General features: G+C 71.5%; 13 protein-coding genes. 3 read left to right on the forward strand and 10 right to left on the reverse strand.

Annotation, left to right across the window (positions count from 1 at the left end; translation table 11 throughout):
* Window positions 1-183: 183 nt before the first annotated feature.
* The 3 genes from pyk to pta form a co-directional block, all read right to left on the reverse strand.
* Window positions 184-1,611 carry a pyruvate kinase gene (pyk, locus tag ACFW9Z_RS30705; RefSeq protein ID WP_384645878.1) on the reverse strand — a complete coding sequence of 476 codons (1,428 nt, stop codon included), beginning with the start codon at window positions 1,609-1,611 and terminating at the stop codon, window positions 184-186.
* Window positions 1,612-1,685: 74 nt separating this feature from the next.
* Window positions 1,686-2,918, reverse strand: coding sequence for an acetate kinase (locus tag ACFW9Z_RS30710; RefSeq protein WP_384645949.1), 1,233 nt, complete (start codon window positions 2,916-2,918; stop codon window positions 1,686-1,688).
* Between the two features lie 44 nt (window positions 2,919-2,962).
* A complete protein-coding gene (gene pta, locus ACFW9Z_RS30715) occupies window positions 2,963-5,044 on the reverse strand; it encodes a phosphate acetyltransferase (protein ID WP_384645879.1) in 2,082 nt (693 codons plus the stop codon).
* A gap of 325 nt (window positions 5,045-5,369) precedes the next feature.
* On the opposite strand from pta, the gene ACFW9Z_RS30720 reads away from it, so the two are divergent.
* Window positions 5,370-6,395 carry an ATP-dependent 6-phosphofructokinase gene (locus ACFW9Z_RS30720; RefSeq protein ID WP_384645880.1) on the forward strand — a complete coding sequence of 342 codons (1,026 nt, stop codon included), beginning with the start codon at window positions 5,370-5,372 and terminating at the stop codon, window positions 6,393-6,395.
* Between the two features lie 102 nt (window positions 6,396-6,497).
* Here the strand turns inward: ACFW9Z_RS30720 and ACFW9Z_RS30725 are convergent, their stop codons facing one another.
* The 3 genes from ACFW9Z_RS30725 to ACFW9Z_RS30735 all read right to left on the reverse strand — a co-directional run bounded on the left by ACFW9Z_RS30725 (window position 6,498) and on the right by ACFW9Z_RS30735 (window position 9,774).
* A complete protein-coding gene (locus ACFW9Z_RS30725; RefSeq protein ID WP_384645881.1) occupies window positions 6,498-7,202 on the reverse strand; it encodes a helix-turn-helix domain-containing protein in 705 nt (234 codons plus the stop codon).
* 182 nt (window positions 7,203-7,384) lie between these two features.
* Complete coding sequence (locus ACFW9Z_RS30730) at window positions 7,385-8,059, reverse strand: response regulator (protein ID WP_384645882.1); 675 nt, start codon at window positions 8,057-8,059, stop codon at window positions 7,385-7,387.
* Window positions 8,056-9,774: an ATP-binding protein gene (locus tag ACFW9Z_RS30735; RefSeq protein ID WP_384645883.1), complete on the reverse strand. Its 1,719-nt coding sequence runs from the start codon at window positions 9,772-9,774 to the stop codon at window positions 8,056-8,058. The genes ACFW9Z_RS30730 and ACFW9Z_RS30735 overlap by 4 nt, the downstream gene beginning before the upstream one ends.
* 215 nt (window positions 9,775-9,989) lie before the next feature.
* Here ACFW9Z_RS30735 and ACFW9Z_RS30740 point away from each other — a divergent pair, with 215 nt between their 5' ends.
* Together ACFW9Z_RS30740 and ACFW9Z_RS30745 are read left to right on the forward strand one after the other, a co-directional pair.
* Window positions 9,990-11,357 (forward strand): cation:dicarboxylate symporter family transporter, encoded by a 1,368-nt coding sequence (locus tag ACFW9Z_RS30740; RefSeq protein WP_384645885.1) that lies wholly within the window; start codon window positions 9,990-9,992, stop codon window positions 11,355-11,357.
* A gap of 226 nt (window positions 11,358-11,583) precedes the next feature.
* Window positions 11,584-12,918: an LPXTG cell wall anchor domain-containing protein gene (locus tag ACFW9Z_RS30745; protein ID WP_384645887.1), complete on the forward strand. Its 1,335-nt coding sequence runs from the start codon at window positions 11,584-11,586 to the stop codon at window positions 12,916-12,918.
* A gap of 81 nt (window positions 12,919-12,999) precedes the next feature.
* Here the strand turns inward: ACFW9Z_RS30745 and glgB are convergent, their stop codons facing one another.
* From glgB to ACFW9Z_RS30765, 4 genes are all read right to left on the reverse strand, one after another.
* On the reverse strand, window positions 13,000-15,516 hold the full coding sequence (gene glgB, locus ACFW9Z_RS30750) for a 1,4-alpha-glucan branching enzyme (protein WP_384645889.1): 2,517 nt from the start codon (window positions 15,514-15,516) through the stop codon (window positions 13,000-13,002).
* Window positions 15,517-15,574: 58 nt separating this feature from the next.
* The gene (locus ACFW9Z_RS30755) at window positions 15,575-16,996 is read right to left on the reverse strand and encodes a phosphotransferase (protein ID WP_384645890.1); all 1,422 of its coding nucleotides are present in this window, start codon (window positions 16,994-16,996) and stop codon (window positions 15,575-15,577) included.
* A 233-nt stretch (window positions 16,997-17,229) separates the two neighbouring features.
* Window positions 17,230-18,936 carry a maltose alpha-D-glucosyltransferase gene (gene treS / locus ACFW9Z_RS30760; RefSeq protein ID WP_384645891.1) on the reverse strand — a complete coding sequence of 569 codons (1,707 nt, stop codon included), beginning with the start codon at window positions 18,934-18,936 and terminating at the stop codon, window positions 17,230-17,232.
* A complete protein-coding gene (locus ACFW9Z_RS30765; protein ID WP_384645892.1) occupies window positions 18,933-20,951 on the reverse strand; it encodes an alpha-1,4-glucan--maltose-1-phosphate maltosyltransferase in 2,019 nt (672 codons plus the stop codon). The genes treS and ACFW9Z_RS30765 overlap by 4 nt, the downstream gene beginning before the upstream one ends.
* Between the last annotated feature and the right edge of the window lie 273 nt (window positions 20,952-21,224).

Genomic DNA, 21,224 nt, shown 5'->3' on the forward strand with positions numbered 1-21,224 from the left:
CGCGACCCCCGAAACCTTCACGTGCCCCGTATCCCCCACTGTCCCTACGTCCCCCCGGGGCCCCCCGGGGCCCCCCCGCCCCGCGCGGGGGCGGGGCGGGGGTGCCGCCCGCCCGGGGGGGGCGCCCCCCGGGCCCGGCCCGGATCTCGGTCAGTGGCGGGAGACCGTCCCGCCGGGGCGCCGCTAGCCCTGCTCGCCGCCCAGGTGGTGGACGCGCACCATGTTGGTGGTGCCGGGGATGCCGGGGGGCGAACCGGCCGTGATGACCATCGTGTCGCCGGCGGTGTAGCGGTTCAGCTTCAGCAGCTCCGCGTCGACCAGGTCGACCATCGCGTCGGTGTTGTCCACGTGCGGGACCACGTACGACTCGACGCCCCAGCTCAGGGCGAGCTGGTTGCGGGTGTTCTCGTCGGTGGTGAAGGCCAGGATCGGCTGGGCCACCCGGTAGCGGGAGAGGCGGCGGGCGGTGTCGCCCGACTTGGTGAAGGCCACCAGGGCCTTGCCGTTGAGGAAGTCCGCGATCTCGCAGGCCGCACGGGCCACCGAACCGCCCTGCGTACGGGGCTTCTTGCCCGGGACCAGCGGCTGGAGGCCCTTGGAGAGCAGCTCCTCCTCGGCGGCGACGACGATCTTCGACATCGTCTTGACCGTCTCGATCGGATACGCGCCCACCGAGGACTCGGCCGACAGCATGACCGCGTCCGCGCCGTCCAGGATCGCGTTGGCGACATCGGACGCCTCGGCGCGGGTCGGCCGCGAGTTGGTGATCATCGACTCCATCATCTGGGTCGCCACGATCACCGGCTTGGCGTTGCGCCGGCAGAGCTCCACCAGGCGCTTCTGCACCATCGGGACCTTCTCCAGCGGGTATTCGACGGCGAGGTCGCCACGGGCCACCATCACACCGTCGAACGCCATGACGACGCCCTCCATGTGCTCGACGGCCTGCGGCTTCTCCACCTTGGCGATGACGGGGACCCGGCGGCCCTCCTCGTCCATCACCTTGTGCACGTCCTTGACGTCGTCGGCGTCCCGGACGAAGGAGAGGGCGACCAGGTCGCAGCCCATCCGCAGGGCGAAGCGCAGGTCCTCGACGTCCTTCTCGGAAAGAGCGGGAACGTTCACCGCCGCGCCGGGCAGGTTGATGCCCTTGTGGTCGGAGATGACCCCGCCCTCGATGACGATGGTCTTCACCCGGGGGCCCTCGACGGCGACGACCTTCAGCTCGACGTTGCCGTCGTTGATCAGGATCGGGTCGCCCTTGGTGACGTCGCCGGGCAGACCCTTGTAGGTCGTGCCGCAGATCGACTTGTCGCCGGGGACGTCCTCGGAGGTGATGGTGAACTCGTCCCCGCGGACCAGCTCTACCGGGCCCTCGGCGAACTTGGCCAGGCGGATCTTCGGGCCCTGGAGGTCGGCGAGCACGCCCACCGCGCGGCCGGTCTCGGCGGCCGCCTTGCGGACACGGTCGTACCGGCCCTGGTGTTCCTCGTGGGTGCCGTGACTGAAGTTGAAACGGGCCACGCTCATGCCGGCCTCGATCAGAGCGACGAGCTGCTCATGGGAGTCGACGGCGGGACCGAGGGTGCAGACGATTTTGGAACGGCGCATAGGGCGGATCCTATCGGTTTGTTTCGCTGCGGAATATTCCGTCTGGTGGAAGATACAAAGGGGCGCGGGGGCGCTCAGTTGTCGACCTGTACGGCGTCCTTGGGGGCGACGAGCGCGAACGTCTGGTCGGCGATCTCCAGCTCCTCGTCCGTCGGCACCACGGCGACCGCCACCCGTGCGTACTCCGGCGAGATCAGCCGCGGCTCACCGGACCGTACGGCGTTGAGGCCGGTGTCCACCGCGAGACCGAACTCCTCCAGACCCGCGATGGCAGCCTCCCGCACCGGGGCCGAGTTCTCCCCGACCCCCGCCGTGAACGCCACCGCGTCCACCCGGCCGAGCACCGCCGCGTACGCGCCGATGTACTTCTTCAGCCGGTGGATGTAGATGTCGAAGGCGAGCGCGGCCCGCTCGTCGCCCTCCTCGATCCGGCGGCGGATCTCCCGCATGTCGTTGTCGCCGCAGAGGCCGACCAGCCCGCTCTTCTTGTTGAGCAGGACGTCGATCTCGTCCGTCGACATGCCCGCCACCCGCTTCAGGTGGAAGGTGACCGCCGGGTCGATGTCCCCGGAGCGCGTCCCCATCACGAGCCCTTCCAGGGGCGTCAGCCCCATGGAAGTCTCCACGCACCGCCCGCCCGCGACCGCCGAGGCGGAGGCCCCGTTGCCCAGGTGCAGCACGATGACGTTGACGTCCTCCGGTGCCTTGCCCAGGAGCTCGGCCGTCTTCCTCGACACATACGCGTGCGAGGTGCCGTGGAAGCCGTAGCGGCGGATGCGGTGCGCGTCGGCGGTCTCCACGTCGATCGCGTACCGGGCGGCCGCCTCCGGCATCGTCGTGTGGAACGCCGTGTCGAAGACCGCCACCTGCGGCAGGTCCGGGCGCAGCGCCCGCGCCGTACGGATGCCGGTGATGTTGGCCGGGTTGTGCAGCGGGGCCACCGGCACCAGGCGCTCGATCTCCTTCAGCACCTCGTCGGTGATCACGGTCGGCGCGGAGAACTTCAGCCCGCCGTGCACCACCCGGTGGCCGATCGCCGCGAGTTCGGGGGAGTCCAGGCCGAGCCCGTCCGCCGTCAGCTCCTCGGCCGCCGCCTCCAGCGCCGCCGCATGGTCGGCGATCCGGCCCGTACGCTCCCGGGGCTCGGCGCCGCCGCCGGTCAGCGGGGTGTGCACCAGGCGGGAGGTCTCCTCGCCGATCCGCTCCACCAGACCGGAGGCGAGCCGCGAGCGGTCGCGCATGTCGAGGAGCTGGTACTTCACCGAGGAGGAGCCGGAGTTGAGGACGAGGACGCGGTGCGGTTCCACAGGGGCTGCCGTGCTTTCGTGATCGGGGACGGAGGCGGGGTTCGTCATACGGGGCGCTCCTCGCCCTGCGCCTGGATCGCCGTGATGGCCACCGTGTTGACGATGTCCTGGACGAGCGCGCCCCGGGAGAGGTCGTTGACGGGCTTGCGCAGCCCCTGGAGCACCGGGCCGACCGCCACCGCGCCCGCCGAGCGCTGCACGGCCTTGTAGGTGTTGTTGCCGGTGTTGAGGTCCGGGAAGATCAGTACGGTGGCCTGCCCGGCCACCTCCGACTCCGGCAGCTTCGTCGCCGCGACGGAGGGCTCGACGGCCGCGTCGTACTGGATCGGCCCCTCCACCCGCAGCTCCGGCCGCGAGGCGCGCACCCGCTCGGTGGCCTCGCGCACCTTGTCGACGTCCGCGCCGGAGCCGGAGGTCCCGGTGGAGTACGACAGCATCGCGATCCGCGGGTCCACCCCGAACCGGGCGGCGGTCACCGCCGACTGCACCGCGATGTCCGCGAGCTGCTCGGCGTTCGGGTCCGGGTTGACCGCGCAGTCGCCGTACACGAGGACCTTGTCGGCCAGGCACATGAAGAAGACGGAGGAGACGATCGAGGCGTCCGGCTTGGTCTTGATGATCTCGAAGGCCGGGCGGATCGTGGCGGCGGTGGAGTGCACCGAGCCCGACACCATCCCGTCGGCCAGCCCCTCCTGCACCATCAGCGTGCCGAAGTAGTTGACGTCCGCCACGACGTCGTACGCCAGCTCCACCGTCACCCCCCGGTGCGCGCGCAGTTGCGCGTACCGCTCGGCGAAGACCTGCCGCAGTTCGGAGGTCTGCGGGTCGATGATCTGGGTCTCGGCGAGGTCGATGCCGAGGTCGGCGGCCTTCTTGCGGATCGTGTCCACATCACCGAGGAGGGTGAGGTCGCAGACATCGCGGCGCAGCAGGACGTCGGCCGCGCGCAGCACGCGTTCCTCGGTGCCCTCGGGCAGCACCACGCGCTTGCGGTCGGAGCGGGCCTGCTCCAGCAGCTCGTGCTCGAACATCATGGGCGTGACCCGGCCGCTGCGGGCCACCGAGATCCGCTCCAGCAGGGCCCCGGTGTCGACATGGCGCTCGAAGAGGCCGAGCGCGGTCTCCGCCTTGCGGGGCGTGGCCGCGTTCAACTTCCCTTCCAGGGTGAAGAGTTCGGCCGCCGTGGGGAAGGAGCCGCCGGCCACCGAGACGACCGGGGTCCCCGGTGCGAGCCGGGCGGCCAGCGTGAGTATCTCCTCGCCGGGGCGTTCGTTCAGGGTCAGCAGGATGCCCGCGATGGGCGGGGTCCCGGCGCTGTGCGCGGCCAGCGAACCCACCACCAGATCGGCCCGGTCCCCGGGCGTCACCACCATGCAGCCGGGCGTCAGCGCGTTCAGCAGGTTCGGCAGCATCGCCCCGCCGAAGACGAAGTCCAGCGCGTCCCGGGCCAGCCCCGAGTCGTCGCCGAGCAGCACCGTGCCGTCCAGGGCGGCGGTGATCTGGGCGACCGTGGGGGCCGAGAGCGCCGGGTCGTCCGGCAGTACGGAGACGGGCACCGGCAGCCGGGCCGCCAGCCGCTCCGCTATCACCGTCCGGTCCTCGGGGGCGACCCGGTTCACCACCATCGCCAGCACGTCGCAGCCCAGGCCCGCGTAGGCGCGGTAGGCGTTACGGGTCTCGGCGCGGACGGACTCCGCGGTCTGGCCCTTGCCGCCGACGACCGCTATCACCGAGGCGCCGAACTCGTTGGCCAGGCGGGCGTTGAGCGCCAGCTCGTCGGGGAGCTGGGTGGCGGCGAAGTCGCTGCCGAGCACGAGGACCACCTCGTACTCCCGGGCCACCTGGTGGAAGCGCTCGACGAGCAGCGAGACCAGCTCGTCGGTGCCCTTCTCGGCCTGCACGGCGGCGGCCTCGTGGTAGTCCAGGCCGTAGACCGAGGCGGGGCTCTGGGAGAGCCGGTAGCGGGCCCGCAGCAGCTCGTAGAGCCGGTCGGGACCGTCGTGGACCAGCGGGCGGAAGACCCCGACCCGGTCCACCTGACGCGTCAGTAGCTCCATGACTCCCAGCTCGACGACCTGCCGGCCGTCCCCCCGTTCGATCCCGGTCACGTACACGCTGCGCGCCACGCGTGCTCTCCCGTCGTTGTGCGGTGCCGCGACCGGCGGTCCGCCCAGGACGTGGGGGGTCTCCCCGTGCTGTCCCCGGCCTTCCGTGGGGTGCGGCCATTGGCCTGCATTGCCTCTTGACGATACCTGCGCGGGACGCTATACCGCCCGCCGGAGGTTTCGGTCGGTCCTCGGCCCTCTCCTACCCCGCTTCCCGCCCCCCGGCCCGGCCGAAAGCGCGAGGTCCGCGCCGGGCGTGGGACAATCGACGTGGTTCAGGGCACGGGGGCCGCCTCAGCCGGTCCCCCGGAAAGCGCGGTTACTAACGAGCAGGAGACACACCTCGATGCGCATCGGAATTCTCACCGCGGGCGGCGACTGCCCCGGCCTGAACGCAGTGATCCGGTCGGTCGTCCACCGGGCCGTCGTGGGCCACGGCGACGAGGTCATCGGCTTCGAGGACGGCTTCAAGGGGCTGCTCGACGGCCACTACCGCCCCCTCGACCTCAACGCGGTCAGCGGCATCCTCGCCCGCGGCGGCACCATCCTCGGCTCGGCCCGCCTGGAGCGCGACCGGCTGCGCGAGGCCGCCGAGAACTGCGAGGAGCTGGCCCGCCGTTACGGCATCGACGCGCTCATCCCGATCGGCGGCGAGGGCACGCTGACGGCGGCCCGGATGCTCTCCGACGCGGGCATGCCGGTCGTCGGCGTCCCCAAGACCATCGACAACGACATCTCCGCCACCGACCGGACCTTCGGGTTCGACACGGCGGTGGGCGTCGCGACCGAGGCCATAGACCGTCTCAAGACGACCGCCGAGTCCCACCAGCGGGTGATGGTCGTCGAGGTCATGGGCCGCCACGCGGGCTGGATCGCGCTGGAGTCCGGGATGGCCGGCGGCGCCCACGGCATCTGTCTGCCCGAGCGCCCCTTCGAGGTCGACGACCTGGTCAAGATGGTCGAGGAGCGGTTCGCCCGGGGCAAGAAGTTCGCCGTCATCTGCGTCGCCGAGGGCGCGCACCCGGCCGAGGGCTCCATGCCGTACGCCAAGGGCGCCATCGACCAGTACGGCCACGAGCGCTTCCAGGGCATCGGCAACCGTCTCGCCGTCGAGCTGGAGGCCCGGCTCGGCAAGGAGGCCCGGCCGGTCATCCTCGGCCATGTCCAGCGCGGCGGCACGCCCACCGCGTACGACCGGGTCCTCGCCACCCGCTTCGGCTGGAACGCGGTGGAGGCCGTGCACCGCGGCGACTTCGGCCGGATGACCGCCCTGCGCGGCAACGACATCGCCATGGTCCCGCTCGCGGACGCGGTGACGCGGCTGAAGACGGTCCCGGTGGACCGGATGTACGAGGCGGAGTCGGTCTTCTAGAACTGAGCAGGCCTTCCGGGAGCCTTCTAGAACTGAGCAGGTCTTCCGGGAGCGGTACGGGGCCTTACTGGACCGCCTGGAGCGGTACGGGCCGTACGGAGCTCACACCCCGGCGGTCCGCCAGAACTGTTCCACCACCCGGGCCAGGAACGCCCGTCCCTCGTCGCCCGTCGACCCGGACCGTTCCTGGCCCGTGCTGCTCCAGCTCAGGGTGGAGACCATCAGGGCCTGGTAGTCGGCGTGCAGCTGCTCCAGCACGTCCTGGATCTGCCCCCGCTCCAGCGGGACGATCTTGGCGACCGGCCGGACGTACGCCTGCCAGCGCGTGGTGACCGCACTGGTCAGCAGCTCCGCCAGCTCCTCGTCCCGGCCCGTCGCCGTGAGGAACTGCGCGGCCGACAGGCCGAGCGCCCGGCACAGCGCGGCGGACTGCCGCTCGTTGCCCTTCCAGCGCCCGGACTCCTCCATCCGCAGGTACGAGGACCCGGTCATGCCGAGCTGACGCGCCAGGTCGTCCACGGAGAGCTCGCGGCTCATCCGGTGCTCGCGCAGGGTGGTGGCGGCGGCCAGCAGCTCACCGGGGGCGCACCAGAGGACTCCGGCGAGGGCGGTCAGTTCGCGTTCGCCGGGGGTCGCGACACCGCGTTCCCAGGCGACGACGGTCTCGGCGGGTATCCGGAGCCCGTACTGGGCGGCGAGTCCGTAGGCGACATGTCCGGGAGCCATCCCCAGTGCCTCACGGAGTCGTCGCGCGGCGGGGGCATTGAAGGGCGGGGTGGGGTGCACGGCCCCACCGTAGAAGTCCATTTCCTCTCTGGCTACGGTCCGTCCCTCACAGAACACGCTTCGTAGGAACCTCCTAGCATGAACCGAACGGCCGGTCCGTAAAAACGCGCCCCACCAGCGCTTTCCTTACTCGCCCGTACGCTCCGTCACACCTCCGCGCGCCCTTGCGGAAAGCGCTTGTGGTATGCGTCCGCGGCCGTCGCTCAGCGTCCGCCGGCCAGCCAGCGGTAGTGGAGTTCCGGTCGGCCGACCTGCCCATAATGCGGACGGCGCGCCGCGCTCCCCACGGTCACCAGATGCTCCAGATAGCGGCGCGCGGTGATCCGCGAGATCCCGAGCCGCTCCCCGGCGGCCGCCGCCGTCACCCCCTCCGCGGACTCCCGCAGGACCCGGGTCACCGCCTCCAGGGTCGGCCCGCTGAGCCCCTTCGGCAGCGCGGTCGGCCCGGTGACCCGCAGCGCGCCCAGCGCCCGGTCCACCTCCTCCTGCCCGCTCGCCTCACCGGCGGCACCCCGGAACTCCGCGTACCGCACCAGCCGGTCCCGCAGCGTGGGGTACGTGAACGGTTTCAGGACGTACTGCACGACCCCCAGCGACACCCCCTCCCGCACCACCGCGAGGTCCCGCGCCGAGGTCACCGCGATCACGTCCGCCCCGTGCCCGGCGGCCCGCAGCGAGCGCAGCAGCCCGAGCCCGTGCCCGTCGGGCAGGTAGAGGTCCAGCAGCAGCAGGTCCACCGGGGTCCGCTCCAGCACCCGTACGGCCTCCGCCCGGGTGTGGGCCACGGCGGCCACGGTGAACCCGGCGACCCGCTCCACGTACATCTGGTGCGCGTCGGCGGCCACCGGATCGTCCTCCACCACCAGGACCCGGATCACGCGGTCACCTCCGTGGCGGCACGGTCCCCGACGGAAGCCGTACGGTCCCCGAGGGCGCCCCCGGAAGCCGTACGGTCCCCGAGCGGCAGCCGTACGGTGAACCGCGCCCCGCCCTCCGGCGCCCGGTCCAGCTCCACCGACCCGCCGTTGCGGTGCGCCGCCTGCCGCACCAGCGCGAGGCCGAGCCCGCGCCCGGCCCCATGGGTAGACCAGCCGCGCCGGAACACCTCGTCCGCCTCCTCCGGGCGGATGCCCGCCCCGGTGTCCGAGACCCGCAGCAGCAGCTCCCGGCCGTCGGCGAGCGCGGTCACGGTGACCCGGGCCCGCCCGGCGCCGCCCTGCGAACCCGTACGAGGCGCCGGAACGGCCCCCGCGGAGTCGCCCTCCAAGGCCGCCGCCTCCACCGCGTTGTCGATCAGATTGCCGAGGATCGTCACCAGATCCCGCTGGGTCGGCGAGGCGGGCAGCGCCCCGTCGTCGATCAGGCTGTCCTCGGCGAGCTCCAGCTCCACCCCGCGCTCGTGCGCCTGGGCCGCCTTGCCCAGCAGCAGCGCGGCCAGCACCGGTTCCTCCACCGCGCCCACCACCCGGTCGGTCAGCACCTGGGCCAGCTCCAGCTCGGCCGTGGCGAACTCCACCGCCTCCGCCACCCGCCCCAGCTCGATCAGCGACACCACCGTGTGCAGCCGGTTCGCCGCCTCGTGGGCCTGCGAGCGCAGCGCCTGCGTGAAGCCGCGCTCGGAGTCCAGCTCACCCGTCAGCGCCTGGAGCTCGGTGTGGTCCCGCAGGGTCACCACCGTGCCGCGCCGCTCACCGCCCACCACCGGACGGGTGTTGACCACCACCACCCGGTCCGCCGTCAGGTGCAGCTCGTCCACCCGCGCCTCCGAGGCCAGCAGCGCCCCGGTCAGCGGCGCGGGCAGGGACAGCTCGTCCACCGTACGGCCGACCGCCTCCGCCTCCGGGCCGAGCCCCAGCAGCTCGCGCCCCGCGTCGTTGATGAGCGCGATCCGGCGCTGCCCGTCCAGCATCAGCAGCCCCTCGCGCACCGCGTGCAGGGTCGCCTGGTGGTAGTCGTGCAGCCGGCTCAGCTCGGCCGCGTTCATCCCGTGGGTGTGGCGCCGCAGCCGGGCGTTGATCACGTACGTGCCGATCCCGCCGAGCGCCAGCGCCCCGCCCGCCGCCAGCGCGAGGGCGCCGAGCTGTTCGCGTACCTGCGAGGAGACCCGGTCCACGGTGATGCCCGCACTGACCAGCCCGATGATCCGGTCCCCGTCCCGGACCGGGGTCACCACCCGTATCGAGGGACCCAGCGTGCCGGTGTACGTCTCGGTGAAGGTCTCCCCGGCAAGCGCCTCCTCCGTGTGGCCGAGAAAGGTCTCACCGATCAGCGACGCGTCGGGGTGCGTCCAGCGCACCCGCTCGGTGTCCATGATCGTGACGAAGGCGATCCCGGTGTCCCGGCGCACCTGCTCCGCGTACGGCTGGAGTACGGCGGAGGGGTTCGGGGTGCGGATGGCCTCCCGTACGGAGGGGGAGTCGGCCACCGCCAGTGCCGCCGCCCGTACCTGCCGGGCCGCCGTCTGCTCGGCCTGCGCGGACCCGGAGACGTACGCGAAGACCGCGCACCCGGCCACCACCGCGGCGATCAGCACGACCTGCATGGCGAAGAGCTGCCCGGCCAGGCTGCGCGGGCGGGTACGGGGGAAACGCATGCCGCACAGTCTGCCTCGCCGGAACACCGGAGCCCCAGTGGCTCGAAAGCATCGGCGAACAGCGCCCCGTGAACGATATGAACGCAAGGGTGACCGGGGTCACAGGGCGGTGGATAGTCACCGGAGCCCCCAGGGACGGGGGAGCCCCCAAAGACGAGAGAGCGCGGCCCCCCGGGACGGGGCGCACGCCCTGACCCGAGCCGAGGAGCCCCACCATGGCTGTGGCAGCCAAACAGCGGGACCGCACCCACTACCTGTACATCGCCGTGATCGCCGCCGTGGCGCTCGGCATCCTGGTGGGCTTCGTCGCCCCCGGGGTGGCCGTCGAGCTCAAGCCCATCGGCGCCGGCTTCGTGAACCTGATCAAGATGATGATCTCGCCGATCATCTTCTGCACGATCGTGCTGGGCGTCGGCTCGGTCCGCAAGGCGGCCAAGGTCGGCGCCGTCGGCGGCCTGGCACTCGGCTACTTCCTGGTCATGTCGACCGTCGCCCTCGCGATCGGCCTGCTGGTCGGCAACTTCCTGGAGCCCGGCTCCACCCTCCACATCACCGAGCAGGCGCGGGCCGCGGGCGAGGCACAGGCGTCCGGCGCCAGCGAGTCCACGGTCGATTTCCTGCTCGGCATCATCCCGACCACCATCGTCTCCGCCTTCACGGCGGGCGAGGTGCTCCAGACCCTGCTGGTCGCGCTGCTCGCGGGCTTCGCGCTCCAGGCGATGGGCTCGGCGGGCGAGCCGATCATCCGGGGCATCACCCACATCCAGCGGCTCGTCTTCCGCATCCTCGCCATGATCATGTGGGCCGCCCCGGTCGGCGCGTTCGGCGCCATCGCGGCGGTGGTCGGCGAGACCGGGCTCGACGCCCTGAAGTCCCTCGCGATCATCATGATCGGCTTCTACCTCACCTGCGCGCTCTTCGTTTTCGTGGTGCTCGGCGCGATCCTGCGCCTGGTCGCCGGGGTCAATCTGATCGCCCTGCTGAAGTACCTGGGCCGCGAGTTCCTGCTCATCCTCTCCACCTCCTCCTCCGAGTCCGCCCTGCCCCGGCTCATCGCGAAGATGGAGCACCTGGGCGTCAGCAAGCCGGTCGTCGGCATCACCGTGCCGACCGGCTACTCCTTCAACCTCGACGGCACCGCGATCTACCTCACGATGTCCTCGCTCTTCATCGCCAACGCGATGGGCGACCCGCTGAGCGCGAGCGAACAGATCTCGCTCCTCATCTTCATGATCATCGCCTCGAAGGGCGCGGCGGGCGTGACCGGCGCGGGCCTCGCGACCCTCGCGGGCGGGCTCCAGTCGCACCGCCCCGAACTCGTCGACGGGGTCGGCCTGATCGTCGGCATCGACCGCTTCATGAGCGAGGCCCGCGCCCTGACCAACTTCGCGGGCAACGCGGTCGCCACGGTCCTGGTCGGCCACTGGACGAAGGAGATCGACAAGGAGCGCGTCGGCCAAGTGCTCGCCGGGCAGCTCCCGTTCGACGAGCGGACGCTGGTGGACGACGGCCACGGAGCCCCCGCCGCCTCCACCGACGTACCCGAGCCGCGCGAGACGGCGGCCGAGCCCGCCAAGGTCTGACCGGCGCATTCAAGCCACTGCGACACCCCCCACTCAAGGACACCCGTATCCCCCGGTACGGGTGTCCTTGCGCTGCCGCACACGGAAACCGTCCGCGTACGAAGCCACTCACGTACGAAGGCATCCGTGTGCCCCGCACAACCATTCGCCACCGGAACATGTCTTCCGGGTGAACAACCGCACTGCCCCCGTGGGCAGTCGACCGTCATTCGACCGAGGGACTTTCATGGGGATCGCCGTTTCCGGCCGCCGTACGCTGCTGAGCGGAGGTGCGGTGCTCGCATCCGCCGCCCTGATCGCGCTGACCGCCACCGCACCGGCCCAGGCCGACGAGAGCGGACCCGATCTCGGGGTCGGCGCTCTCACCCCCGTCACCGGGATCGCCCCGGGCGGCACGTTCGGGCTGCCGGTGAGCGTGCTGAACAAGGGGACGGAAGAGGTGCCCAAGGTCTATCTGAGCTACGGCTTCTCCGTCGGCCTGGAGACCGCCGAGACCTACTCCAACTGCGTCTACTTCAGGGTCAACTCCTACGACGAGCGGCCGGAGCGGAACAGGGCCCTCTGCACCCTCGACCAGCCGCTGAAGCCCGGTGTGCTGTACGGCACGGAGAAGCCGCTCGGCCTCAAGGCGGGGGCGGACGCGCTGTACGACCGCGCGGGGTACTCGGTGTCGGCGGACGAGCCGGCCCCCGACGACGGCGGCGAGAGCGAGCACGTACCGGGCACCGGCGCGCCCCTGAAGCTGGTCGAGCGGGGCGAGGCCACCGAGGCCGACCGGGCCGCCCACCCCGACTCTTCCGTGGGCGCGGACGTCACGGCGGTCAACACCGCAGACTTCGCCCTGACCGGCGCCGAGCTCAAGGGCACGGTGGGCGACAAGGTCACCGCCCAGGTGAAGTTCACCAACAAGGGCCCCGCCTGGGTGATGGGCGAACGGGACACCAGCGTCACCACCGTCGACGTACGCATCCCGGCCGGAGTCACGGTCACCAAGGCCAACGGCTTCTGCACCCCGGTCACCAAGACGCACTACACGTGCGGGACCAGCCAGTCGTGGGTGAACCCGGCAGACGGCGCGACCTACCCCTTCGTGCTCCGCATCGACAAGGCCGTCGGCCGCACGACGGGCAAGGTCTCCTTCGCGGGCCCGGCCCGCCCCTTCGACAAGAACGCGGCCAACGACACCGCCGAGATCGTGGTCGAGACCGGCGCCCCCGCCACGGGCGGCACGACGACCACGGGCGGCTCCGGCACCTCCGGCAGCTCGGGCAACTCCGGCGGCTCGGAAGGCGGTACGGGCTCGACAGGCGGCTCCACCTCGGGCTCCACCGGCTCCACGGGCTCCACCGAAGGCGCCGACACGGGCACCACCGGCTCCTCCTCCGCCACCTCGGGCAGCGACTCGACCACCGGAGGCACCACCCCGCAGACGGGCGGCAACCTGGCGGCCACCGGCTCGGACTCCACCCTCCCGGTCGCGCTCACGGCGGGCGCGGCGGTGCTCGCGGGCGGCGGCCTGTTCTACGCGATGCGCCGTCGCACGGCGGCACGCAAGGGCTGACCGCTCCTCGTGGAAGGGGCCCGCCCCGTGTCGGCCATGACACGGGGCGGGCCCCTTCCTTTTCCTTGTGCGATCAGACCCTCACGCGGGCCGGAACCACACCGTTGCCAGCGGTGGCAGTGTCAGTGAGATGCTGGACGGGCGGCCGTGCGCCGGCACTGCCTCCGCCTTCAGGGGGTCCTCGTTGCGTACGTCGCTGCCGCCGTAGCGGGACGCGTCCGTGTTGAGGACCTCCACCCAGCCCTCCGTGCCGGTCTCCGGTACCCCGAGGCGGTAGTCGTGGCGGACCACCGGGGAGAAGTGGGAGACCGCGAGGAGCGGGGAGCCGTCGGCGTCGTAGCGGAGGAAGGCGAAGACGTTGTCCTCGGCCGCTCCGCCGTCCACCCAGCTGAAGCCCTCCGGCACGGTGTCGCGCTGCCAGAGGGCGGGCACCGCCCCGTACACCGCGTTCAGGTCGCCCACCAGGTCCCGCACCCCGCGGTGGTCGCCGGAGGCCTCGTACGTCGGGTCCAGCAGCCACCAGTCCGGGCCGTGGCCCTCGGACCACTCCGCGCCCTGGGCGAACTCCTGGCCCATGAAGAGGAGTTGCTTGCCGGGGTGGGCCCACATGTAGCCCAGGTAGGCGCGGTGGTTGGCGCGTTGCTGCCACCAGTCGCCGGGCATCTTCGCCACCAGCGCCTGCTTGCCGTGCACCACCTCGTCGTGCGAGATCGGCAGCACGTAGTTCTCGCTGTACGCGTACACCATCGAGAAGGTCATCTCGTTGTGGTGGTACTTGCGGTGCACCGGCTCCTTCGAGATGTAGACCAGCGAGTCGTGCATCCAGCCCATGTTCCACTTCAGCCCGAAGCCCAGGCCGCCGCTGTCGGTGGGGCGGGTGACGCCGTCCCAGGCGGTGGACTCCTCGGCGATGGTGACGACCCCGGGGTTGCGCCGGTAGACGGTCGCGTTCATCTCCTGGAGGAAGGCGACCGCGTCCCAGTTCTCCCGCCCGCCCTGGTCGTTGGGCGACCACTGGCCGTCCTCGCGGGAGTAGTCGAGGTAGAGCATCGAGGCCACGGCGTCGACCCGCAGCCCGTCGATGTGGAACTCCTCGCACCAGTAAGTGGCGTTGGCGACCAGGAAGTTACGCACCTCCGTGCGGCCGTAGTCGAACTCCAGCGTCCCCCAGTCCGGGTGCGCCGCGCGCTGCGGGTCGGAGTGCTCGTACAGCGGCCGTCCGTCGAACTCCGCCAACGCCCAGTCGTCGCGCGGGAAATGGGCCGGGACCCAGTCCATGATGACGCCGATGCCCGCCCGGTGCAGGGCGTCCACCAGGTACCGGAAGTCGTCCGGGGAGCCCATCCGCGAGGTCGGGGCGAAGAAGCCGGTGACCTGGTAGCCCCAGGAGCCGCCGAAGGGGTGCTCCGAGACCGGCATCAGTTCGACGTGGGTGAAGCCCAGGTCCTTGACGTAGGCGGGGAGCTGGGAAGCGAGTTGACGGTACGTCAGTCCCGGTCGCCAGGAGGCCAGGTGGACCTCGTAGACGGAGAACGGGGCCTCGTGGACCGGGCGGTCGCCCCGGTGGGCCATCCAGTCCGCGTCCTGCCACTCGTGGTGCGCGGCGGTGACGACGGAAGCCGTCGCGGGCGGGACCTCGGTGTGCCGGGCCATCGGGTCGGCCCGGACCGTGTGCGAGCCGTCGGGGCGGCAGATGTCGTACTTGTACAGCGCGCCCTCGCCGATCCCGGGCAGGAACAGCTCCCACACCCCGGTCGAGCCGAGCGAACGCATCGGCGTGCCCGTGCCGTCCCAGTAATTGAAGTCACCGGTGACCCGCACCCCGCGCGCGTTCGGCGCCCACACCGTGAACCGGGTCCCGGCCACGCCCTGGTGGACCATCGGCTCCGAGCCCAGCGCCCGCCACAGCTCCTCGTGGCGGCCCTCCGCGATCAGGTGCAGATCGAGCTCGCCGAGCGCGGGCCAGAAGCGGTACGGGTCATCCACCTCGATGGTGTTGTCGTCGTACGCGACCTGGAGCCGGTAGACGGGGACCTCCTGCACCGGCAGCACCCCGGAGAAGAACCCGTCGCCCTCGTCGTGCAGTTCGGCCCGCACCCCCTCGGCCAGCACCGTCACCGAGCGGGCGAACGGGCGCAGCGCCCGTACCAGCACCCCGCCCGGGATCGGACGGGCGCCCAGCACGTCGTGCGGTGCGTGGTGGTCACCGGCCAGCAGCCGGCCCCGGTCCGCGCCGTCCAGGGCCGGGGCGGGACGCGCGCTCCCGCCGTCACCGCCCTGCCGGGGGCGCGGCGGACCCGCGTCCGCGCGCCGGGGCCGGGAGCGCTTGGGAGCGGGCGCGGTGGCCGTGGCAGCGGCTCCCGGCGCGGCGGCCTTGATCCCGGCTTCTCCGGAGGCGGAGGCGGAAGCCGCGGCGGGCACGGGCGCCGGAGCGGCAGCGGCCTCAGCGGCTTCGGTGCCTTCGAAGGAGGCGGAGACGGGCGCGGCCGTCTGCGTGGTTTCCACGCTCACAGCCTCGGCAGGGGCCTTGGCCCTCGTGTCGGCTTCGGCGGTCGCGGTCTTGCGGCTTGCCTTACGGGACGGCTTGCGGGCGGTCACAGGGACTGCCTCCTCGGAGGGGTTGGAGGGCGGAGGGGAGGAAGGGGGGAGTGCGGGTTCAGGCCGCGGCGGACTGGGCCAGGCGCTGGATGGCGGCCATCGGGACCGGCAGCCAGTCGGGGCGGTGCCGGGCCTCGTACACCACCTCGTACACCGCCTTGTCGGTCTCATGGGCGCGCAGCAGCTCCGGCTCGCCGCGCGGATCGGTGCCCGACGCGAGCGCGTACCCCTCGCAGTAGGCGGCGCGGCAGCGGGCCGCCCACTCGGGATTCCACGGGCGGTGGGAGCGGGCCGCGTAGTCGAAGGAGCGGAGCATGCCCGCCACATCGCGCACCGGGGGTGCCGGGCGGCGGCGCTCGTCCAGCGGGCGGGCCGGTTCGCCCTCGAAGTCGATCAGCGACCAGAAGCCGTCGGGGGAGCGGAGCGCCTGGCCGAGGTGGAGATCGCCGTGCACCCGCTGCTGTGCCCAGCCGCCGCCCCGGTGGCCGAGCGCGGTCACGGCGTCGAACGCGGTGCGCAGCCCGGGGACGTACGGGGCGAGGGCGGGAACCGCCTGGGCGGCGGCCTCCAGACGCTGGGTCATCTGGGCGATCAGCTGCCGGGTCTGTGTGCCGTGCAGCGCCGGGGTGGGCAGGGCGGCGGCGAGCGCGGTGTGCACCTCGGCGGTGGCCCGGCCCAGCGCCCGCGCCTCCGGGACGAAGTCGCGGCCCGCCGTGAGCGCGGTCAGGGCGAGCTGCCAGCCGTCCCGGGCGCCGTGCAGGAAGGGCTGGAGCACACCGAGGGTGAGCGGTTCGGGGCCGGGCGCCTCGAACCAGGCGACCGGGGCCGGGACGCGTTCGCACCCCTCGCGGGCCAGGGCGAGCGGCAGCTCCAGATCCGGGTTGGTGCCCGGGAAGACCCGGCGGAAGATCTTGAGGATGTACGCATCGCCGTAGACGAGCGAGGAGTTGGACTGTTCGGCGTCCAGCACCCGGGGCGCCAGCCCGGACGGGATCGCGGCGGTCCGCTCGAAGCGGAGGGAGCCGAGGGTTCCCGGGCGGCGGAACCGTTCCAGCAGAAGGTCCGCCAGGCGGGGATCGTGCAGCGCGTCGTAGACGGTCCGCCCGGCCAGCGGTCCGCGCTCCACCCGGCCGATCAGCGCCCCGCCGAGCGTGGTCGGCAGCGATGTCCGTACGCCCAGGAGGAGTTGGTAGCAGTCGTCCGACGGACGGGGGGACAGTGACGGCTGCTGGACCCGGACCAGGAGATGGAGCAGGCCCGGCCCGGCCGTGCCGTCCACCGGCAGCATCTCGGTGGCCGACACCAGGCCGAACCCGGTGACCGGCCGGCCCTTGCCGGCGAACCACCGCTGCCGGGGCAGCCATTCGTGGAGCAGGGGGGCGAGGGACGGCAGCAGGGAGCCGTCCACCGTACTGCGTGGGGTCGCGCTGTTCCTTGTGCTCTTCGCCAGGGCGACGTGAGTGGATGCAGCCTCCGACATGGCATCGCGTCCTTTCCCCCGGGCACACCACAGGATGCGAAGAGTGTCCCGGATTGCGGCAATGGCTGTCCGGCTGTGCGGGACGTGTCGGGAGAGGAAGGTGCTTACGGACTCGAACGGCGGAACCGTGAAGGACGAAGGCGGCGGAACCGCGAGGGCTCCGGGCCTTGTCGTCTCGGTCAGAGTGCCCCGTGCGGGACGGCGGAAACCGTCCCGCACGGGCCGCCGCCGGATCAGGCCGGCGGCGCGTCCTTGCGCAGCCGGAACCAGTAGAAGCCGTGTCCCGCCAGGGTCAGCAGGTAGGGCCACTCGCCGATGGCCGGGAAGCGTACCCCGCCGATCAGCTCCACCGGATGACGTCCGCCGAACGACCGCAGGTCCAGCTCGGTCGGCTGGGCGAACCGCGAGAAGTTGTGCACGCACAGGACGAGGTCGTCCTTGTACTCGCGGGTGAACGCCAGCACCGCCGGGTTGGAGGACGGCAGCTCGGTGTACTCACCCAGCCCGAAGGCCGGGTTCTGCTTACGGATCTCGATCATCCGCCGGGTCCAGTGCAGCAGCGAGGACGGCGAGGCCATCGACGCCTCGACGTTGGTGACCTGGTAGCCGTAGACCGGGTCCATGATCGTGGGGAGGTAGAGCCGCCCCGGATCGCTGGAGGAGAAACCGGCGTTGCGGTCGGGGGTCCACTGCATCGGGGTGCGGACCGCGTCCCGGTCGCCGAGCCAGATGTTGTCGCCCATCCCGATCTCGTCCCCGTAGTAGAGGATCGGGGAGCCGGGCAGCGACAGCAGCAGCGCGGTGAACAGCTCGATCTGGTTGCGGTCGTTGTCCAGCAGCGGGGCCAGACGGCGGCGGATGCCGATGTTGGCGCGCATCCGCGGGTCCTTGGCGTACTCCGCGTACATGTAGTCGCGCTCTTCGTCCGTGACCATTTCGAGGGTCAGCTCGTCGTGGTTCCGCAGGAAGATGCCCCACTGGCAGTTCTTCGGGATCGCCGGGGTCTTGGCGAGGATTTCGGAGACCGGGTAGCGGCTCTCGCGGCGCACGGCCATGAAGATGCGCGGCATGACGGGGAAGTGGAACGCCATGTGGCACTCGTCGCCGCCCGCCTCGTAGTCGCCGAAGTAGTCGACGACGTCCTCCGGCCACTGGTTGGCCTCGGCGAGGAGCACGGTGTCCGGGTAGTTGGCGTCGATCTCCTTGCGGACCCGCTTGAGGAAGTGGTGGGTCTCGGGGAGGTTCTCGCAGTTGGTGCCCTCGCGCTGGTAGAGGTAGGGCACCGCGTCGACTCGGAAGCCGTCGATGCCCAGGTCCAGCCAGAACCGCAGGGCCGCGAGGATCTCCTCCTGGACCGCCGGGTTCTCGTAGTTGAGGTCCGGCTGGTGGGAGAAGAAGCGGTGCCAGTAGTACTGCTTGCGGACCGGGTCGAAGGTCCAGTTGGACGTCTCGGTGTCGACGAAGATGATCCGGGCGTCCTGGTACTGCTTGTCGTCGTCGGCCCAGACGTAGTAGTCCCCGTACGGCCCGTCCGGGTCGCTGCGGGACTGCTGGAACCACTCGTGCTGGTCGCTCGTGTGGTTCATGACGAAGTCGATGATGACGCGCATGCCCCGCTGGTGCGAGGCGTCCACGAACTCCACGAAGTCGGCGAGGTCGCCGAACTCCGGCAGGACGGCGGTGTAGTCGGAGACGTCGTAACCGCCGTCGCGCAGCGGGGACTTGAAGAACGGCGGCAGCCAGAGGCAGTCGACACCGAGCCACTGGAGGTAGTCCAGCTTGGCGGTGATGCCCTTGAGGTCGCCGATTCCGTCGCCGTTGGAGTCCTGGAAGGACCGGACGAGCACCTCGTAGAAGACGGCGCGCTTGAACCAGTCGGGATCACGGTCCTTGGCGGGTGTGTCCTCGAACGTGTCGTGGACAGGCTCATTGACGATCATGGTGTGGGTGACCCTCCGGTCGGCGGGGACGGTCGCAGGACGGCGATGTGCGCGGGCGTGATGCCCGGCTCCAGGCGCACATAGAAGGCCCTGCCCCAGTGGTAGGTGTCGCCGGTGAGCTCGTCGCGCACCGGTACGCGCTCGTGCCCCTGGAGGCCGAGCCGCTCCATGTCCAACGAGACCGTGGCCTCCTGGGTGTGGTGAGGGTCGAGGTTCACGACCACCAGAACGGTGTTCGAGCCGGACCGCTTGCTGTAGACGATCAGCGACTCGTTGTCGGCGTGGTGGAAGTGGACGTCACGCAGCTGCTGGAGCGCGGGGTTACGTCGTCGGATCCGGTTCAGCGAGGTGATGAGGGGGGTCAGCGTGCGGCCCTCGCGCTCCGCCGACTCCCAGTCCCTCGGGCGCAGTTCGTACTTCTCCGAGTGCAGGTACTCCTCGCTCCCCGGCTTGGCCGGGGTGTTCTCGCACAGCTCGAATCCCGCATAGACGCCCCAGGACGGGGAGAGGGTGGCGGCGAGCACGGCCCGGGCCTCGAAGGCCGGGCGGCCGCCGTGCTGGAGGTACCCCGGCAGGATGTCCGGGGTGTTCACGAAGAAGTTGGGCCGCATGTACGAGGCGGCCTCGCCGGACAGCTCGGTGACGTACTCCGTCAGCTCCCGCTTGGTGTTCCGCCAGGTGAAGTACGTGTACGACTGCTGGAACCCGACCGCGCCCAGGGTGTGCATCATCGCCGGTCGGGTGAACGCCTCCGCCAGGAAGACGACATCGGGGTCGGTGCCGTTGATGTCGGCGATGACCTTCTCCCAGAACACCACCGGCTTGGTGTGCGGGTTGTCGACGCGGAAGATACGTACCCCGTGGTCCATCCAGAAGCGCAGGATCCGTACGGTCTCCGCCACCAGACCGCGCATGTCCTTGTCGAAGGCGATCGGATAGATGTCCTGGTACTTCTTCGGCGGGTTCTCCGCGTACGCGATCGAGCCGTCGGGGCGGTGGTGGAACCAGTCCGGGTGGTCCTTGACCCACGGGTGGTCCGGCGAGCACTGGAGCGCGAAGTCCAGCGCGATCTCCATCCGCAGATTGCGGGCCACCGAGACGAAGTGGTCGAAGTCCTCCAGCGTGCCCAGCTCCGGGTGGACCGCGTCGTGCCCGCCGTCCGGCGAACCGATCGCCCACGGCACGCCCGGATCGTGCTCACCGGGCGTCAGCGTGTTGTCGGGGCCCTTGCGGTGGGTCGTCCCGATCGGGTGGATCGGGGGCAGGTACACGACATCGAACCCCATGGCGGCGACCGCCGGCAGCCGCTCGGCCGCCGTCCGGAACGTGCCGCTGACCAGCCGGGTCTCCGCGTCCGGCGAGGTGTCGGCCGGGTCCACCGGAACCCGCTTCGCGCCCTCCGAGCGCGGGAACAGCTCGTACCACGACCCGTACAGCGCCCGCTCGCGTTCCACCCGCACCGCCAGCGGCTTGGACCGGGTGACCAGCTCGCGCAGCGGGTGCCGGGCGAGGACGGCCTCGGCGGCCGGGGTCAGGGCGGCGGCCAGCCGGGCGGCCGGGGCGTGCGCGGTGTCGCGCAGCGCGTCCACCGCGGCGAGCACCGCCTCCCGGCCGTTCTTCTTCGGCACGCCCGCGGCGGCCCGCTCCAGCAGGGCCGCGCCCTCCGCCAGCACCAGATCGGTGTCGATGCCCGCCGGGATCTTGATCGCGGCGTGGTGGCGCCAGGTGGCGACCGGATCGCCCCAGGCCTCCACCGTGTACGTCCAGCGGCCCTCGGCGGTCGTGGTCACCTCCGCGCCCCACCGGTCCGTGCCCGGGGCCAGCTCGCGCATCGGGGTCCACGGTCCGACCCGTCCGCTCGGATCGCGCAGGACGACATTGGCCGCCACCGCGTCATGGCCTTCGCGGAAGACGGTGGCGGTGACCTGGAAGGTCTCGCCGACGACGGCCTTCGCCGGCCGTCTGCCGCAGTCGACGAGGGGACGGACGTCCAGGACGGGAATACGACCGATCATGGAATCACCTGAGGGCTGGAGGAGCTCGGCGTGCACGGGGGACGGCACGGACGCGGAGGACCGACCGCGCGTGCCGCGATGATGGGGATCTGTCCTTTGTAGCTGCTCAGCTGTCGACTGACGGGCTGTGGGCATGGCCGCTCCTGTCCGCGTTCACTCGAATGGCACTCGAATGGGTGGGTCGCGGGGGTTTCGTGCATGTTTCGGATGCGTCGAGAGGGTGCACCGAAAGGTGCGCCGAGAGGGCGTGCGGGCCGGGTCCGACTGCGTACC

The sequence above is a fragment of the Streptomyces sp. NPDC059452 genome (assembly GCF_042750035.1).
Classification (GTDB): domain Bacteria; phylum Actinomycetota; class Actinomycetes; order Streptomycetales; family Streptomycetaceae; genus Streptomyces.